Below are 18,685 nucleotides of genomic sequence, written 5' to 3' on the forward strand. Positions count from 1 at the left end.
GGAGCTACACCCGGAATGAATGAGCAGGCCCCAAGCGTCGAACGGCGCTATGAAGAATCGACCCCGGCAGCCTTGGGCAGCTGGGCACGTCAAGACACCACCTGGATGCTGGGCCTGTTCGGCACCGCCATCGGCGCAGGTACGTTATTCCTGCCCATCAATGCTGGCCTCGGTGGCTTCTGGCCGCTGATCATCCTGGCCGTGCTGGCCTTCCCGATGACTTACTTCGCCCACCGTGGCCTGACCCGTTTCGTCCTCTCCGGGCGCAAGGGCGGGGACATCACTGAAGTGGTCGAGGAGCATTTCGGCATTACCGCCGGTGCATTGATCACCGTGCTGTACTTCTTCGCCATCTTCCCGATCCTGCTTATCTATAGCGTGGCGCTGACCAACACCGTCACCAGCTTCATGGAGCACCAGCTGCACATGACGCCGCCGCCGCGGGCGATCCTGTCGTTCGTGCTGATCCTGGGCCTGCTGGCCATCGTGCGCTGCGGTGAGCAGGCCACGGTCAAGGTCATGAGCCTGCTGGTCTACCCGTTCATCGTGGCCCTGGCGCTGCTGGGCCTGTACCTGGTACCGCACTGGACCGGTGGTATTCTCGACAGCGCCACCCAGCTGCCGTCGGGCTCGGCCTTCCTGCACACCGTGTGGCTGGCGATTCCGGTGATGGTGTTCTCGTTCAACCACTCGCCGATCATCTCGGCGTTCGCGGTCGACCAGAAGCGCCGTTACGGCGAGCATGCCGATGAGCGCAGCGGCCAGATCCTCGCCCGCGCCCACCTGCTGATGGTGGCCATGGTGCTGTTCTTCGTCTTCAGCTGCGTGCTGACCCTCAGCAGCGCCCAGCTGGCGGAAGCCAAGGCGCAGAACCTGTCGATCCTGTCGTACCTGGCCAATCACTTCAGCAACCCGACCATCGAGTTTGCCGCACCTCTGATTGCCTTCATTGCTATCGCCAAGTCGTTCCTGGGCCACTACATCGGTGCCAGTGAAGGCCTGAAAGGCATCATTGCCAAAACCGGCGCGCGCCCGGGCGCCAAAGCCCTGGACCGCGTGGTCGCGGCGCTGATGCTGGTGGTGTGCTGGATCGTCGCCACCCTCAACCCGAGCATTCTGGGCATGATCGAATCGCTGGGCGGCCCGATCATCGCGGTGCTGCTGTTCCTGATGCCGATGTACGCCATTCGCCGCGTGCCTTCGATGCGCAAGTACAGTGGGGCGATGTCCAACGTGTTCGTGGTCGCGGTTGGCGTGGTTGCGCTGACGTCGGTGGTTTACGGCTTGCTGAGCTGATCCACCGCCGGTGACACGCAATGCCCAGGTCGCCTGTTGCGACCTGGGCATTTTTTTGTCCACAAGAATTGTCTGGCAATAAAACAATTTTTGCTTCACCCATAGGCACCCGGCCGCCTTCATGCTTAACTCGGTGTCCTTTTCAAACCCCGCATAAGGATTTCGTCCATGGCTCAAGTGACTCTCAAAGGCAACCCGGTTCAGGTCAAGGGCAACCTGCCGCAAGCCGGTGCTAAGGCGCCAGCCTTCTCGCTGGTGGGTGAAGGCCTGGCTGACAAGTCGCTGCAGGACTACGCCGGCAAGCGCAAGGTGCTGAACATCTTCCCGAGCGTCGACACCCCAACCTGTGCCACGTCGGTGCGCAAGTTCAATGCCCAGGCCAACGATGTAGCCAACACCGTGGTGCTGTGCATCTCCGCCGACCTGCCATTCGCCCAGGCGCGCTTCTGCGGTGCCGAAGGCCTGGAGAACGTGAAGAACCTGTCGACCCTGCGTGGCGCCGAGTTCCTCGAAAACTACGGTGTGGCCATCGCCGACGGCCCGCTGGCTGGCCTGGCTGCACGTGCAGTGGTCGTGCTGGACGAAAACGACAACGTGCTGCACAGCGAGCTGGTCGGTGAAATCGCTGACGAGCCGAACTACGAGGCTGCGCTGGCTGTTCTGAAGTAAGGGAACTCCAGCCCCGCCCACCGCTCCAAGCAACACCCTGTAACGGCCCGGAACGATTTCCGGGCCGTTTTCGTTTAAAGTTCAGTGTTTTGGCAACGTCAGGCAAAGGTAAACCTCTGGTAAAGGGCCTTTGCTAAAACGATGCCAGTGCTTATCGTTCAACCCTCCCAAGTCGTCACTCCGAACAAGGTTCGTTCAACCCATGCAAGCGTCCAATTCCCGTTCCCCCCGTCGCTGGCTCGTCGGCCTGCTGATCCTGCTGCTGGTGGCCTTGCTGGCCTGGTGGCTGTGGCCCGCATCGCCTGCACATAAAGAAGCCAGCAGCGGGCGCATGGGCAAAGGCGGGCGCCCAGGTTTCGGGGCCTCCAGCGACCCGGTGCCGGTGCGTGTCGAGCCGGTTCGGGTGGGCGATTTCCCGCTGTACTACAAGGCGCTGGGCACGGTCACCGCGACCAACACCGTGAACGTGCGCAGCCGTGTGGCCGGTGAGCTGGTCAAGATCCACTTCAAGGAAGGCCAACAGGTCAAGGCTGGTGAACTGCTGGCCGAGATCGACCCTCGCAGCTACCGCATCGCCTTGCAGCAGGCCGAAGGCACCCTGGCGCAGAACCAGGCACAGCTGAAAAACGCCCAGGTCGACCTGGCGCGCTATAAAGGCCTGTATGCCGAGGACAGCATCGCCAAGCAGACCCTCGACACAGCAGAAGCCCAGGTCGCGCAATTCCAAGGCCTGGTCAAGACCAACCAGGCACAGGTCAGCGATGCGCGCCTGAACCTCGATTTCACCCAGATCCGCTCGCCGATCAATGGCCGGGTAGGCCTGCGCCAGCTTGACCTGGGCAACCTGGTGGCTGCCAACGACGCTACCGCGCTGGTGGTCATCACCCAGACCGAGCCGATCAACGTCGCGTTCACCCTGCCAGAAACCGAACTGAGCACCGTGCTGGAACGCTACCGCAGCGGCGCCAGCCTGCCGGTCGAGGCGTGGGACCGCAGCGACAGCAAGCTGCAGTCCACCGGGGTACTGGGCAGTATCGACAACCAGATCGACACCACCACCGGCACCCTCAAGTTCAAGGGCCGCTTCGAGAACAAGGACCTGGCGCTGTTCCCCAACCAGTTCGTCAATGTGCGCCTGTTGGCCGACACCCTCAAACAGGTGGTGCTGGCCCCGGCTGCGGCTATCCAGTTTGGCAACGATGGCACCTTTGCCTATGTGGTCAACGCCCAGAACACCGTCAATATCCGCAAGCTCAAGGTCGGCGCCAGCGATGGCGAGAACAGCGTGATCGTTGAAGGCCTGGCTGCCGGCGATCGCCTGGTGCTGGAAGGCACCGATCGCCTGCGTGAAGGCACCAAGGTAGAGGTGGTCGAAGACAGCTCGCAGGTGCCAACCACGCCGGGCCAGCACCTGCAGGGCCAGGACGCCAAGGGCTCGGCCCAAGCCGGTGAAGCAGGCAAGGCGGGCGCATGAACCTCTCGCGCCTGTTCATCCTGCGCCCGGTCGCCACCACGCTGAGCATGCTGGCCATCGTCCTGGCCGGCCTGATTGCCTACAAGCTGCTGCCAGTCTCGGCGCTGCCGCAGGTCGACTACCCGACCATCCGGGTCATGACCCTGTACCCAGGGGCCAGCCCGCAAGTCATGACCAGTGCGGTCACCGCGCCGCTGGAACGCCAGTTCGGGCAGATGCCGGGGCTGACCCAGATGGCCTCGACCAGCTCCGGCGGGGCGTCGGTGCTGACGTTGCGTTTCAGCCTCGACATGAACATGGACGTTGCCGAGCAACAGGTGCAGGCCGCGATCAACGCTGCCAGCAACTTGCTGCCCAGCGACTTGCCGGCGCCACCGGTCTACAACAAGGTCAACCCAGCCGACACGCCTGTGCTGACCCTGGCCATCTCCTCCAAGACCATGCCGCTGCCCAAGCTCAACGACTTGGTCGACACCCGTGTGGCCCAGAAGCTTGCCCAGATCAGTGGCGTGGGTATGGTCAGCATCGCTGGCGGCCAGCGTCAGGCGGTACGTATCAAGGTCAACGTCGATGCGTTGGCCGCCAACGGCCTCAACCTCGAGGACGTGCGGACGCTGATCGGGGCGTCCAACGTCAACCAGCCCAAGGGTAACTTCGATGGCCCGACCCGGGTGTCGATGCTCGATGCCAACGATCAACTGCGCTCCCCCGCGGAATACGCCAACCTGATCTTGTCCTATAACAACGGCGCGCCGCTGCGCCTGAAGGACGTCGCCGAGATCGTCGATGGTGCCGAAAACGAGCGCCTCGCGGCCTGGGCCAACGAAAACCAGGCGGTGTTGCTGAATATCCAGCGCCAGCCGGGCGCCAACGTCATCGAGGTGGTCGACCGGATCAAGGAACTGCTCCCCTCGATCACCGATAACCTGCCTGCCGGCCTGGACGTGTCGGTACTGACCGACCGCACCCAGACCATCCGCGCCGCGGTCAAGGACGTGCAGCACGAGCTGCTGATCGCCATCGTCCTGGTGGTCATGGTCACCTTTGTGTTCCTGCGCCGTTTCAGCGCCACCATCATCCCCTCGATCGCCGTACCGCTGTCGTTGATCGGCACCTTTGGCGTGATGTACCTGGCCGGGTTCTCGGTCAATAACCTGACCCTGATGGCTCTGACTATTGCCACCGGCTTCGTGGTGGATGACGCCATCGTCATGCTGGAGAACATCTCCCGCCACATCGAAGAAGGCGAAACGCCGATGCAGGCCGCGCTCAAGGGCGCCCGGCAGATTGGCTTCACCCTCATATCGCTGACCTTCTCGCTGATCGCGGTCCTGATTCCGCTGCTGTTCATGGCCGACGTGGTCGGCCGCCTGTTCCGCGAGTTCGCCATCACCCTGGCGGTGGCGATTCTGATTTCCCTGGTCGTGTCGTTGACCCTTACGCCGATGATGTGCGCGCGGTTGCTCAAGCGTGAGCCCAAGGAAGAAGAGCAGGGCCGTTTCTACCGCGCCAGCGGCGCCTGGATCGACTGGCTCATCGAACACTACGGCCGTGGCCTGCAGTGGGTGCTCAAACACCAGCCGCTGACCCTGCTGGTGGCCGTGGCCAGCCTGGGGCTCACCGTGGTCCTGTACATCGCCGTGCCCAAGGGCTTCTTCCCGGTGCAGGACACCGGCGTCATCCAGGGTATTTCCGAGGCGCCACAGTCGACTTCGTTCGCCGCCATGAGCGAACGCCAGCAGTCGCTGAGCAAGGTGATCCTGCAGGACCCGGCGGTGCAGAGCCTGTCGTCCTACATCGGCGTGGATGGCGACAACGCCACGCTCAACAGCGGGCGCCTACTGATCAACCTCAAGCCGCACGGCGAGCGGGATGTGACCGCTGGCGAGGTCATCAGCCGCCTGCAGCCGCAGCTCGACAAGCTGGTGGGTATCCGCCTGTTCATGCAGCCGGTGCAGGACTTGAGTATCGAGGACCGGGTCAGCCGCACCCAGTACCAGTTCAGCCTGTCGTCACCTGACGCCGACCTGCTGGCGCAGTGGAGCGGCAAGCTGGTGCAGGCGCTGCAACAGCGCCCAGAGCTTGCCGATGTGGCCAGCGACCTGCAGGACAAGGGCCTGCAGGTGTACCTGGTGATCGACCGCGACATGGCCAGCCGCTTGGGCATCTCGGTTTCGCAGATCACCAACGCCTTGTACGACGCCTTTGGCCAGCGGCAGATCTCGACCATCTACACCCAGGCCAGCCAGTACCGCGTGGTGCTGCAGTCGCAAGCCGCCGCCAGCATCGGGCCGCAGGCCTTGGAGTCGATCCACGTCAAGGCCACCGATGGCGGCCAGGTGCGGCTGTCGGCGTTGGCCCGTATCGAGCAGCGCCAGGCGCAGTTGGCGATCTCGCACATCGGCCAGTTCCCGGCGGTGATGATGTCGTTCAACCTGGCCCATGGCGCGTCGCTGGGCGAGGCGGTCAAGGTGATCGAACAGGTGCAGCAGGACATCGGCATGCCGATCGGCGTGCAGACCCGCTTCCAGGGCGCTGCAGAAGCCTTCCAGGCCTCGCTGTCGAGCACCTTGCTGCTGATTCTCGCCGCGGTGGTGACCATGTACATCGTGCTGGGTGTGCTCTACGAGAGCTACATCCACCCGGTGACCATTCTTTCGACCTTGCCCTCGGCGGCGGTGGGTGCCTTGCTGGCGCTGCTCATCAGTGGCAACGACCTGGGGATGATCGCCATTATCGGCATCATCCTGCTGATCGGCATCGTCAAGAAAAACGCGATCATGATGATCGACTTTGCACTGGAAGCCGAGCGCAACCAGGGCATGAGCCCGCAGGACGCCATCTACCAGGCCGCATTGCTGCGTTTCCGGCCGATTCTGATGACGACGTTGGCCGCGCTGTTCGGCGCCGTGCCGCTGATGCTGGCGACCGGGTCCGGTGCCGAGCTGCGCCAGCCGCTGGGCCTGGTGATGGTGGGCGGGCTGCTGGTCAGCCAGGTGCTGACACTGTTCACTACGCCGGTCATCTACCTGTACTTCGACCGCCTGGCCCGTCGCTGGCGCCCGGCCACTGATGCCAAGCAGGCTGAGGCATGAACCTGTCCGGACCGTTTATTCGTCGCCCGGTGGCGACGATGCTGCTGAGCCTGGCGATCATGCTGCTGGGCGGCGTCAGCTTCGGCCTGTTGCCAGTTGCGCCGCTGCCGCAGATGGACTTCCCGGTGATCGTGGTGCAGGCCAACCTGTCCGGCGCCAGCCCGGAGGTGATGGCCGCCACGGTGGCCACGCCTTTGGAACGCAAGCTGGGCAGTATCGCGGGCGTCACTACGCTGACCAGTAGCTCTAACCAGGGCTCGACGCGGGTGGTCATCGGCTTCGAAATGGGCCGTGACATCGACGGTGCGGCGCGTGAGGTGCAGGCGGCGATCAACGCCACCCGTAACCTGCTGCCCAGTGGCATGCGCAGCATGCCGACGTACAAGAAGATCAACCCCTCGCAGGCACCGATCATGGTGCTGTCGTTGACCTCTGACGTGCTGAAGAAAGGCCAGTTGTACGATTTGGCTGACACCATCCTGTCCCAGAGCCTGGCCCAGGTATCCGGGGTAGGGGAGGTGCAGATCGGCGGCAGTTCGCTGCCCGCCGTGCGCATCTCGGTGGAGCCGCAGTTGCTCAACCAGTACGGCCTGTCGCTGGACGAGGTGCGTACCGCCGTGTCCAACGCCAACCAACGCCGGCCCATGGGCTTCGTCGAGGATGCCGAGCGCAGTTGGGAGGTGCGGGCGAATGACCAGTTGGAAACGGCGAAGGACTACGAGCCGGTAGTGATACGCCAGCAGAACGGCACCATCCTGCGCCTGTCCGACGTCGCCACCCTCACAGACAGCGTTGAAAACCGCTACAACAGCGGCTTCTTCAACGACCAGAGCGCGGTGTTGCTGGTGGTCAACCGCCAGACCGGCGCCAACATCATCGAGACGGTCGACCAGATCAAGTCGCAGTTGCCGGCGTTGCAGTCGTTGTTGCCAGCCAGCGTGCAGCTGAACGTGGCCATGGACCGCTCGCTGGTGATCAAGGCCACCCTCAAGGAGGCTGAGCACACGCTGCTGATCGCGGTGGGGCTGGTGATTCTGGTTGTCTACCTGTTCCTCGGCAGCCTGCGTGCCTCGTTGATCCCCAGCCTGGCAGTACCGGTGTCGCTGGTGGGCACGTTCGCGGTCATGTATTTGTGCGGTTTCTCCCTCAACAACCTGTCGCTGATGGCGCTGATCCTGGCCACGGGCCTGGTGGTTGACGATGCCATTGTGGTGCTGGAAAACATCTCCCGGCACATCGAGGACGGCCAGCCGCCGATGCGTGCGGCGTTCCTCGGTGCCAAGGAAGTGGGCTTCACGCTGCTGTCGATGAACGTTTCGTTGGTGGCGGTGTTCGTCTCCATTCTGTTCATGGGGGGTATCGTACGTAGCCTGTTCCAGGAGTTTTCCATCACCCTGGCGGCTGCAATCATTGTCTCGCTGGTGGTCTCGCTGACCCTCACGCCGATGCTCTGCGCCCGTTGGCTGAAACCGCACCAGGCCGAACAGAGCCGCCTGCAGCGCTGGAGCGACAAGGTTCATCAGCGCATGGTCAACGGCTATGACCGCAGCCTCGGCTGGGTGCTACGGCACAAGCGCCTGACCTTGCTGAGCCTGCTGGCCACCATCGGTATCAACATCGCGTTGTATGTGGTGGTGCCCAAGACGCTGATGCCGCAGCAGGACACCGGCCAATTGATTGGTTTTATCCGTGGTGACGATGGCCTGTCGTTCAGCGTGATGCAGCCGAAGATGGAAACCTACCGCCGCGCCTTGCTGGCCGACCCTGCGGTACAGAGCGTTGCTGGCTTCATCGGCGGCAACAGTGGCACCAACAATGCGATGGTGATTGTGCGCCTGAAACCGATCAGCGAGCGCAAGATGGATGCCCAGAAGGTGATCGAGCGCCTGCGCAAAGAGATGCCCAAGGTGCCCGGCGGGCGGCTGTTCCTGATGGCCGACCAGGACCTGCAGTTGGGTGGCGGTGGGCGTGACCAGACGTCGTCGCAGTACCTCTATACCTTGCAGAGTGGCGACCTGGCGGCCCTTCGCGAGTGGTTCCCGAAAGTGGTCGCGGCGGTGCGCGCATTGCCCGAACTGACCGCCATCGACGCCCGTGATGGCGCGGGTACCCCGCAGGTTACCCTGGTGGTCGACCGTGATCAGGCCAAGCGCCTGGGCATCGACATGGACATGGTGACCACGGTGCTCAACAACGCCTACAGCCAGCGGCAGATCTCGACCATCTACGACAGCCTCAACCAGTACCAGGTGGTGCTGGAGATCAACCCGAAATACGCCTGGGACCCGAGCACGCTGGAACAGGTGCAGGTGATCACCAGCGACGGTGCCCGCGTGCCGTTGTCGACCATCGCCCACTACGAAAACAGCTTGGCCAATGACCGAGTCAGCCACGAAGGGCAGTTCGCTTCCGAAGACATCGCCTTCGACGTCGCCGAAGGCTACAGCCCCGACCAGGCCATGGCTGCAGTGGAGCGGGCGGTGGCCAAGCTTGGCCTGCCCGAGGAAGTCATCGCCAAACTCGGTGGCACCGCCGACGCCTTTGCCAAGACCCAGGAGGGCCAACCCTTCATGATTCTGGGCGCGCTGGTGCTGGTGTACCTGGTGCTGGGCATTCTGTATGAAAGCTACATTCACCCGCTGACCATTCTGTCGACCCTGCCCTCGGCCGGCGTCGGTGCCTTGCTGGCGCTCTACGTCACTGGAGGCGAGTTCAGCCTGATCTCGCTGCTGGGCCTGTTCTTGCTGATCGGCGTGGTGAAAAAGAATGCGATCCTGATGATCGACCTGGCCCTGCAGCTGGAGCGCCAACAAGGCCTGTCGCCGGAGGAATCGATCCGTCGCGCCTGCCTGCTGCGCCTGCGGCCGATCCTGATGACCACCCTGGCGGCCATCCTCGGCGCCTTGCCGTTGCTGGTGAGCCGTGCCGAGGGGGCGGAAATGCGCCAGCCTTTGGGCTTGACCATCATCGGCGGCCTGGTCTTCAGCCAGATCCTCACCCTTTATACGACGCCGGTGGTCTACCTGTACCTCGACCGCCTGCGTCACCGTTTCAACCATTGGCGCGGCGTACGCACTGACGCCGCTCTGGAAACCCCGCTATGAATTTTGCCCAGACACCGCTTCACCGTGCCCTGCAGTCATTGACCCTGGGGCGTGGCTCGCGTCTGCTCGGCGCCAGTCTGTGCGTGGCGCTGCTCAGTGCCTGTACCCTGAGCCCGGACTACCACCGCCCCGAGCTGAGCACCCCGGCGCAGTACAAGCAGGCCGAGGGCTGGACCCAGGCCAAGCCCTCGGACGCGATCGCCCGTGGCGCCTGGTGGGAAGTCTACGGCGATGCCGGGCTCAATGCGCTGGTCGAAGAGCTCAACCGCAGCAACCAGACGGTTGCGCAGTCGGAGGCCCAGTACCGTCAGGCCCAGGCCCTGGTGCGCAGCAGCCGCGCCGCGCTGTTCCCCAGCCTGGACTTGAGCGCCAGCAAGAACCGCTCTGCCCAGGGTACTGGAAGCTCGAGTTCCAGCCTGTCGAACAACAGCAGCGGCATCCGCAATACGTATAACACCCAGCTCGGCGTGAGCTGGGAGATCGACCTGTGGGGCAAGCTGCGCGAGACGTTGAACGCTAACGAAGCCAGTGCCGAAGCCAGCTTCGCCGACCTTGCCTCGATCCGCCTGAGCCAGCAGTCGGAGCTGGTGCAGAACTACCTGCAGTTGCGTGTGATCGACGAGCAGAAGCGCCTGTTGGAAGCGACCGTGGCCACCTACGAACGCTCGCTGCGCATGACTGAAAACCAATACCGTGCCGGTGTGTCTGGCCCGGATGCGGTGGCGCAGGCGCGCACGCAGCTGAAGAGCACCCAGGCGGACCTGATCGACCTGATCTGGCAGCGTGCGCAGTTTGAAAATGCCATTGCCGTGTTGCTGGGCAAGGCCCCGGCGAATTTTGCCCTGGCAGACAGCAAGACCATCCCAGCGCTGCCGCAAATTCCAGTGACGTTGCCCTCGCAGTTGCTCGAACGCCGCCCGGACATTGCCTCGGCCGAGCGCAATGTGATGGCAGCCAATGCCAATATCGGGGTATCGCGGGCCGCTTACTTCCCCGACCTGAGCCTGAGCATGAGTGGCGGGTATTCCAGCAGCAGCTTCAGCAACTGGATCGAACTGCCGAACCGTTACTGGTCGGTGGGGCCTTCGCTGGCCATGACCTTGTTCGATGCGGGCAAGCGCAGCGCCGAGGTGGACCGCACCGTCGCGGTGTACGACCAGACCGTGGCGCAGTACCGCCAGACCGTGCTGGATGGCTTCAAGGAGGTGGAGAACTTCCTGGTGCAGCTGAAGGTGTACGGCGATGAAGCGGTGGTGCGCCAGGAGGCACTGGACGCGGCGCGTGAGTCGCTGCGCCTGACTGAAAATCAGTACCGTGCAGGGCTGATTGGCTACCTGGATGTGGTGAACGTGCAGACCACCGCGCTGAGCAACGAGCGCAGTGTGCTGAACCTGCTGCAGGGGCGGTTGGTGGCCAGTGTGCAACTGATTGCCGCGCTGGGCGGCGGCTGGGATGCCGAGCAGGCGTTTGCCGAACAGGAGTGATGGCTGGCCATTCATGCTGGGCTATAAGTGCCACTTCGTGGACCCATGCCTCGATCACTGTAGGAGCAGCCTTGTGCTGCGAAGAGGCCCTTACGGCTACTACATCTTTGCCAGGCATACGGGCCTCTTCGCAGCACAAGGCTGCTCCTACAAAGACGTGCGCATTACTGGGCTTTGGTAGCCGCTGAGTCTTACGTGCGGGCCTTGAGGATTACGAACTTCGCATTGAACATAGGGTTTAGCCCTTCCTTGTAGGAGCAGCCTTGTGCTGCGAAGAGGCCCTAACGGCTAATACAGCGCTACCAGGCATACGGGCCACTTCGCAGCGCAAGGTACGTATGCCCAGCCGTGGCATCCCAGCACTTGGATCCATTCCCATTCGCAAAAACACCGTGCGTTTCGCCAAAGCTTGAGTACAATCGTCAGCTTTTTCCGGGCCCCCTGGCCCGTCGCTGGAACTCCCAATGCTGACCGGTAGCTACTCCTCTTCGCTGGTGTTGATTTCGCTGTGCGTGGCGATCCTGGCGTCCTACACCGCCCTTGACCTGACCGGCCGTATCGCGACGGCCAAGGGCAGGGCTGTGCACCTGTGGATGGGGGGCGGTGCGTTGGCCATGGGGGTCGGCGTGTGGTCGATGCACTTCATCGGCATGCTCGCGTTCAGCCTGCCCATTGACCTGGGCTACGACCTTGGCCTGACTGCGTTCTCGCTGTTGATTGCGGTGCTGTCGTCAGGCTTTGCCTTGTGGCTGGTAAGCCAGCCGAGCCTGCCCTGGCTGCAACTGGGCTTTGGCGCGTTGATTATGGGCGCGGGCATCAGTTGCATGCACTACACCGGTATGGCCGCGCTGCGCATGCTGCCGGGCATCGACTATGACCCTGCGCTGTTCGGCGCCTCGCTGATGATCGCCGTGGGCGCCTCGGCAGCGGCGTTGTGGATCGCGTTCCGCTTGCGCAAGCACACCCCTTACGTCCGGCAGATTCGTGGCCTGGCAGCAGTGATCATGGGCTTGGCCATCGTCGGCATGCACTACACCGGCATGGCCGCAGCCAATTTCCCCGAGGGCAGTTTCTGTGGTGCGCTGGCCGGTGGGCTGCAAGGCGACGGGCTGGTCTACCTGGTGTTGATCACCACCCTGGCAGTGCTGGCGGTAGCTTTGTTGACCTCGGTACTGGACGCACGTCTCGAAGCGCGCACGGCGGAACTGGCCCGCTCGCTGACCCTGGCCAACCAGGAACTGACCCAGCTGGCCCTGCACGACACGCTCACCGACCTGCCCAACCGCACCTTGTTAGCCGACCGCATCGAGCAAGCCATCGCCAAGGTGGCGGAGCAGGGCGGTTGTTTTGCGCTGATGTTCATCGACCTGGATGGCTTCAAACCGGTCAACGATGCCTTTGGTCACCATGTCGGCGACTTGCTGCTCAAGGCCGTCGCGGCGCGCCTGCGCGGCCATTTACACAGCCAGGACACGCTGGCGCGCATTGGTGGCGACGAGTTCGTGCTGCTGGTGGAGCTGCAGGAGCCCAACGATGCCATGGACGTGGCGGTCAAGCAGGTCAACCTGGTGTCGCGGCCGTTTCGCGTCGCCGAGCATGATTTGCAGCTCACGGCCAGCCTGGGGATCGTCTTGTACCCCGGCAATGGCCAGGATCAGCACGAGTTGCTGCGCAATGCCGATGCCGCGATGTACCACGCCAAAAGCGCCGGTAAAAACGGCTACAGCTTCTTCGACGTGTCGATGAACAGCAACGCCCGGCAGCAATTGCAGTTATTGCAGGACCTGCGCCAGGCCCTGGAGCAGCGCCAGTTCCGCCTGCACTATCAGCCCAAGTTCGATGCCCAGGCCTGCCAGCCAATCGGTGCCGAAGCGTTGCTGCGCTGGGAGCACCCACAGCAGGGCCTGCTGCTGCCTGACCGGTTCATCGGCCTGGCGGAAAAAACCGGCCTGATCATCCCGATTGGCGAGTGGGTGCTTGACGAAGCCTGCCGGCAGATGCGCCAGTGGCTGAACCAGGGCCACCAGGGGTGGCGTATGGCAGTCAACCTGTCGGCCATCCAGTTTTGCCATGCGGGGCTGGTCGACAGCGTGGCCCGGGCCCTGCGCGAAAACGGCCTGCCGGCCAACTGCCTGACCCTGGAGATTACCGAGACCACCGCCATGCATGATGCCGATGCCAGCCTGACAGTGTTGCAGCGCCTGTCCGACATGGGCGTGGACTTGTCCATCGATGACTTCGGCACGGGCTATTCCAGCCTCATGTACCTGAAGCGACTGCCTGCCAACGAGCTGAAGATCGACCGGGGGTTTGTGCGTGACCTGGAGCAGGACAGCGATGACGCCGCGATCGTCTCGGCGATTGTCGCACTGGGCCAGGCGCTGGGCTTGCGCATCGTTGCCGAAGGGGTAGAGACGGACAAGCAACAAGACTTCCTCACCCGCCTGGGGTGCGATTCGCTGCAGGGTTATCTGCTCGGGCAACCGGTGCCAGCCGAGCAATTCATGGGCAAATTGCAGGCCATGCGGGAGACGCCCGAGGTGGCAGTCTAGCCTGCGTCGCGCAGGGCGAAGACGGGTACGAAGGCGTCCATCTCAGCCTCGACCGCTTCAATAATGCGCTCGACATCCGCAGCGGCCATGATCGCAGCGCAGGGGATGCCGGCAATAGCCAGCAAGGTTTCTCCGGTGGCGCGGTCGAATAAGCGCGCGATCATGCTGCGCGGTGCATCCATGCTGGCTTCGAAGCCGAGCGGGTGGAAATGCCAGCGCATCACCTGGCAGGCGTTCGGGAACGTCATTTTGTTCATGCCAGCCTCCTTGTCCGTACCTGGACGCGGTGAGCGGGAGGCCGCGTGCACGGCCGCCGGGAATGTAACCATAGCACCTGCCACGCCATTGCCCAGGGTGGGAATACGCCGGAATCGTGGAGGTTTGACCTAGGTCACAGTGCTGTTAGGGCCGCTATCCACCGGCAGCTCGCCTGGCAAACGTTTTCCTTGCGGGGTGCCGCAGGTAACGGCCGCCTCTACCGCACTGGGTTTTCGGACGAGCGGTGTGTGCTACCCCAGCAGGCCGGCCGCAATGTTGATGGTGAACCCCAGAATGGCCGTGTTGAACACGAACCCTACCACTGAATGTGCCAGCACCACCCGGCGCAACCCCCTGCCAGCGACGCCGACATCGGACGTTTGCACCGCCACACTGATAGTGAACGAGAAGTAGTGAAAGTCCCAGTAATCCGGGTTGCGCTCGCCATCGGCAAAGCGCAGCGGGGGCTCATGGTTCTGGCCGGTATAGAACAGCCGGGCATAGTGCAGGCTGAAGATGCAGCCGATCAACAGCCAGGAGCCGGCCACGGTCAACCCGGTGTACAAGTAGTGCAGGGCCAGGGCGCTGCCTTGCAGGCCGCGGCTGGAGACCAGTTGCAAGGTGATTGCGGCCAGGCTGGCGATGGCAGCGATGCAGACGGTGAGCAGGACCAGGCCGGCGTTCTCATCCTCGACCTGGGCAACGTTGCGGACCTTTTCCGGGTTGGCGCTCCAGGTAAGCCACAGGACCAGCAGCAGGTAGAGCCAGACGCCGAGGTTCCAGCCGACCAGAATGTGCTGGACCGTGTCACCGGCAGGGATCAGCCAGGCGCCGATGATGCCGACCAGGGTGGCGAACGTGAGGCGAGGGTGGGTACGTGTCAGGCGGTGAAAAGCCATGGGGCCTCGTTGCCGGGGAGTGGTGGCTAATACTCTAGACCATCGCCAGGTGCTGGCGGCTTTCATCGCGTCGCCCGTCGCGCGGCGTTGCAACTCTCAGTACACTGCACGTTCCAACACCAACATTCGTTGAACTCGAGGTTTCTGCATGACGCTCAGTCCTTTGGCAGGCAAGCCGGCTCCGGCCAGCGTGCTGGTCGATATCCCCCGACTGCTCACCGCTTACTACACCGGCCGCCCCGATGCTGGCGTGGTGGCCCAACGGGTGGCCTTCGGCACCTCGGGGCACCGAGGCACCTCGCTTGAGCTGAGTTTCAACGAGTACCACGTACTGGCCATTACCCAGGCCATCTGCCTGTACCGCCAGGAGAAGGGCATCGATGGCCCGCTGTTCATTGGCGCCGACACCCATGCGCTGTCGGCACCGGCCACGGCCAGTGCCCTGGAAGTGCTGGCGGCCAATGGCGTGCAGGTGATGCTGTCCAAAGACGACGAGTACACGCCGACCCCAGCGGTGTCCCACGCCATCCTGTGCTACAACCGTGGCCGCGAGCAGGGCCTGGCCGATGGCATCGTCATCACGCCGTCGCACAACCCGCCGCAAAGCGGTGGCTTCAAGTACAACCCGCCCAATGGCGGCCCAGCCGACAGCGACGTGACCAAGTGGGTCGAGGCCAAGGCCAACGAGCTGCTGGCTGCGAACCTTGCTGGCGTCAAACGCATGGACCATGCCCAGGCACTGCAGGCGGCCACCACGCACCGCCACGACTACGTGAGCCACTACGTGGCAGACCTGGGCAATGTCATCGACTTCGACGTGATTCGCAGCGCCAACCTGCGCCTGGGCGTCGACCCGCTGGGCGGCGCCGGGGTTAACTACTGGTCGGCGATTGCCAAGCATTACAAGCTGAACCTGGAAGTGGTCAACAGCGAGGTCGACCCGACCTTCCGCTTCATGACCGTCGACTGGGACGGCCAGATCCGCATGGACCCATCCTCGCCCTACGCGATGCAGGGCCTTATCGGCCTGCGCGAGCGCTTTGACGTGGCCTTTGCCTGCGACCCGGACCACGACCGCCACGGCATCGTCACCCCGGATGGCCTGCTGCAGCCGAACAACTACCTGGCCGTGGCCATCGACTACCTGTTCCGCCACCGCCCGCAATGGCGCAGCGACGCAGCCGTGGGCAAGACCGTGGTGTCCAGCGGCCTGATCGACCGCGTTACCGAGCGCCTGGGCCGTAAATTGTTCGAAGTGCCGGTAGGCTTCAAGTTCTTCGCCCAGGGCCTGTTCGACGGGTCGTTGGGCTTTGGTGGCGAGGAGAGCGCGGGGGCTTCGTTCCTGCGGCGCGATGGGTCGGTCTGGGCCACTGACAAGGACGGTTTGATCCCGGCCTTGCTGGCCGCCGAGATGACCGCACGCACCGGTCGCAACCCGAGCCAGGCTTATGCCGACCTGACCTCAGCACTGGGCAAGCCGTATGCCACCCGCGTCGAGGCCAAGGCGGATGCCCGGCAGAAGGCGTTGTTGAGCAAGCTGGCACCTGAGCAGGTTAAATCCACAGAGCTTGCTGGTGAGCCAATCGTGCAGATCCTCAGCCATGCACCGGGTAACGGCCAGGCGATTGGCGGGTTGAAAGTGATGACCGCCAATGGCTGGTTTGCCGCACGGCCGTCGGGCACCGAGGACATCTACAAGATCTATGCCGAAAGCTTTATCGACGAGGCGCACCTGCAGCGCCTGGTGCAGGAAGCGCAGGTGTTGGTGGACGCGGCGATCGCCTGATTGTACTCAAGGGGCTGCCTTGCAGCCCATCGCCGGCAAGCCGGCTCCCACAGGTTTTTCGCAAGGTCTGAGCCTGCGCAGTTACCTGTGGGAGCCGGCGATGGGCCGCCGGGCGGCCCCGGTTCATCAAGGGGTTGGCAACGCGAACCCCTCGATCCCCCGCCCCAGCTTCAGGGCCTGGGCATGCAGCACCTGCATCAGGTGCAGCGCCGAGTGCGAAGGTGGCTCGAAGCGCGAATAGACGAAACTGATGTCGAAGTGGATTTCGTCGGCCAGGGGGACCACCGTCAAGCCGCTGTCCTGCGCCACAAATTCGTCGATCAAGCTAATGCCCATGCCTTGCTTGACCAAGGCCACAGCTTCGTTGGCATTGGTGAACGACAACAGCGACTCCAACTGCAGCCCGCGCTGGTGGATCTGTTCGGCCAGCAATTTGCCGAACGGCATGTCGGGCCTGAACAGCAGCAGGGCATGGCCTTGCAGTTGCTCCAGCGCCAGTGACGGATGCCGCGCCAAGGCATGCTCCGGCGGCATCACCACCACCATGCGCCCGCGCATGAACGCGCGTGAATGCAGGTGATCGTGGATCACCGGCAAGGCGGCAATCGACAGGTCGACCTTCTTCGACAGGATCTGGTTCGGCATTTCACCCATCAACGAGGTCTGCCACTCGATGTTCAGCGAGGGTGACTCACGCTTGAGTTGGGCCAGCGCAATCGGGATGACCACGGTCGACAGCGAGGCGCTGCACGAGATGCGCAGGTTACGGTGGCCGCCACTGCCCAGTGACAACGCACATTCATTGACCTCCAGCGCGGCCTGATACACCCGCTCGACTTCGCGGTACAGAATCTGCGCTTCGTGGGTCGGCACCAGGCAGTTGTTGATACGCTCGAACAAGCGGTACGCCAGCCGCCCCTCGATGTACTGGATCAATTTGCTCACGGCCGGCTGCGACACATAGAGCATCTTCGCCGCCGCGCTGATCGAGCCCGTCAACATCACCGCACGAAACACTTCCATGTGCCGCAGTTTGAACACCAGGTTGCGGGCTTCCGGGCCGTCATGGTCGAGGGGCATGAGCATTACCTTTGGTTATGGTCTTCGCCATCTGGGTATGAGCGCAGACGCCGGGCACGCAGTATCTTGAAGCCTGCCGAGTCGCCTTCGCGGCGCACAATAACAAGATCTGCAGGCAAGCGCAGCGGCGCTTGACGGGAGTGTTGCGTGAACATCTTCGATGAACCCAAGATCGATTGCCATAACCATTTGTTTGACCCTGCGCGCTTTCCCTATCACCCCGACGCGCCTTACGCCCCGTCCGGGCAGGAGGTCGCCACCCTCGAGCAATTCAACCGGGTGATGGACGCCTATGGCGTGCAGCATGCCTTGCTGGTGGGGCCGAACAGCGGCTACCACACCGACAATAGCTGCCTGCTGAGCGCGCTCGCCACTGGGCAGGGGCGTTTCAAGGGGGTGGCAGTGGTTAGCCCTGACATCACCCTGGATGCGCTGGCTACGTTGCAGGCGCAAGGGGTGGTCGGGGTGGCCTTCAACCCGGCGTTGTACGGTGTGGCGAGCCTGGATGCAGCCGACGGGTTGTTCGGCAAGCTCGCCGAGCTCGACCTGTTTGCGCAGATTCAGGTGTGCGAAGACCAGTTGCTGGCGCTGCGCGGGCTGCTTGAGCGCACGTCGGCGCGCGTGTTGATCGACCATTGCGGCCGCCCGGAGGTGAGCGCCGGTATTCACCAACCGGGTTTCCAGGCCTTGCTGCGGTTGGCCGCAAGCGGCCGGGCCAGCGTCAAGCTGTCCGGCATGCAGAAGTTCGCCTCGGCCGATGCGCTGCAGGCGCAGAGCAGTGCCTACGTTCATGCCCTGCTCGAAGCGTTTGGCCCACAGGCCTGCGTGTGGGGCTCCGATTGGCCGTTCATTCGTCAGCGCTCGCGGGTGGACTACGGGCCGCTGCTGAAACTGGCCGAGCAACTGATGCCGGATGCGCAACTGCGCCGCACCGTCATGTGGGACACACCGCGACGTCTGTTCGGGTTTGCCTAGCGCACCGCCCTTT

Annotated in this window: 12 protein-coding genes; 9 read left to right on the forward strand and 3 right to left on the reverse strand. The window is 63.4% G+C overall.

Translation table 11 applies throughout. The annotated features are described in order from the left end of the window. Positions 1-15 precede the first annotated feature (15 nt). From HU764_RS10080 to HU764_RS10110, 7 genes are all read left to right on the forward strand, one after another. On the forward strand, positions 16-1,296 hold the full coding sequence (locus HU764_RS10080; RefSeq protein WP_027593596.1) for a serine/threonine transporter: 1,281 nt from the start codon (positions 16-18) through the stop codon (positions 1,294-1,296). A gap of 168 nt (positions 1,297-1,464) precedes the next feature. Then, positions 1,465-1,965, forward strand: a complete 501-nt coding sequence (tpx, locus tag HU764_RS10085; protein ID WP_027593595.1) for a thiol peroxidase — start codon at positions 1,465-1,467, stop codon at positions 1,963-1,965. A 202-nt stretch (positions 1,966-2,167) separates the two neighbouring features. Further along, positions 2,168-3,439, forward strand: coding sequence for an MdtA/MuxA family multidrug efflux RND transporter periplasmic adaptor subunit (locus tag HU764_RS10090; RefSeq protein WP_027593594.1), 1,272 nt, complete (start codon positions 2,168-2,170; stop codon positions 3,437-3,439). Then, positions 3,436-6,534 (forward strand): MdtB/MuxB family multidrug efflux RND transporter permease subunit, encoded by a 3,099-nt coding sequence (locus tag HU764_RS10095; protein ID WP_027593593.1) that lies wholly within the window; start codon positions 3,436-3,438, stop codon positions 6,532-6,534. Before HU764_RS10090 ends, HU764_RS10095 begins: the two co-directional genes overlap by 4 nt. After that, complete coding sequence (locus HU764_RS10100) at positions 6,531-9,638, forward strand: efflux RND transporter permease subunit (RefSeq protein ID WP_027593592.1); 3,108 nt, start codon at positions 6,531-6,533, stop codon at positions 9,636-9,638. The genes HU764_RS10095 and HU764_RS10100 overlap by 4 nt, the downstream gene beginning before the upstream one ends. Beyond that, positions 9,635-11,122, forward strand: a complete 1,488-nt coding sequence (locus tag HU764_RS10105) for an efflux transporter outer membrane subunit (RefSeq protein ID WP_027593591.1) — start codon at positions 9,635-9,637, stop codon at positions 11,120-11,122. The genes HU764_RS10100 and HU764_RS10105 overlap by 4 nt, the downstream gene beginning before the upstream one ends. A 464-nt stretch (positions 11,123-11,586) precedes the next feature. Then, complete coding sequence (locus HU764_RS10110) at positions 11,587-13,674, forward strand: putative bifunctional diguanylate cyclase/phosphodiesterase (protein WP_186680268.1); 2,088 nt, start codon at positions 11,587-11,589, stop codon at positions 13,672-13,674. On the opposite strand, the gene HU764_RS10115 is transcribed toward HU764_RS10110, so the two are convergent. Next, positions 13,671-13,931, reverse strand: a complete 261-nt coding sequence (locus HU764_RS10115; RefSeq protein WP_027593589.1) for a DUF1652 domain-containing protein — start codon at positions 13,929-13,931, stop codon at positions 13,671-13,673. The genes HU764_RS10110 and HU764_RS10115 overlap by 4 nt on opposite strands. Before the next feature lie 252 nt (positions 13,932-14,183). Beyond that, complete coding sequence (locus HU764_RS10120; RefSeq protein ID WP_186680265.1) at positions 14,184-14,831, reverse strand: DUF1345 domain-containing protein; 648 nt, start codon at positions 14,829-14,831, stop codon at positions 14,184-14,186. Between the two features lie 148 nt (positions 14,832-14,979). On the opposite strand from HU764_RS10120, the gene pgm reads away from it, so the two are divergent. Then, positions 14,980-16,617 carry a phosphoglucomutase (alpha-D-glucose-1,6-bisphosphate-dependent) gene (gene pgm / locus HU764_RS10125; RefSeq protein WP_186703578.1) on the forward strand — a complete coding sequence of 546 codons (1,638 nt, stop codon included), beginning with the start codon at positions 14,980-14,982 and terminating at the stop codon, positions 16,615-16,617. Positions 16,618-16,743: 126 nt separating this feature from the next. Here the strand turns inward: pgm and HU764_RS10130 are convergent, their stop codons facing one another. Next, the gene (locus HU764_RS10130) at positions 16,744-17,697 is read right to left on the reverse strand and encodes a LysR family transcriptional regulator (protein WP_186703577.1); all 954 of its coding nucleotides are present in this window, start codon (positions 17,695-17,697) and stop codon (positions 16,744-16,746) included. Between the two features lie 147 nt (positions 17,698-17,844). Here HU764_RS10130 and HU764_RS10135 point away from each other — a divergent pair, with 147 nt between their 5' ends. After that, positions 17,845-18,672, forward strand: coding sequence for an amidohydrolase family protein (locus HU764_RS10135; RefSeq protein ID WP_027593585.1), 828 nt, complete (start codon positions 17,845-17,847; stop codon positions 18,670-18,672). The last annotated feature ends 13 nt before the right edge of the window (positions 18,673-18,685 follow it).

Origin of the sequence: Pseudomonas kermanshahensis (assembly GCF_014269205.2) — a bacterium.
GTDB lineage: Bacteria > Pseudomonadota > Gammaproteobacteria > Pseudomonadales > Pseudomonadaceae > Aquipseudomonas > Aquipseudomonas kermanshahensis.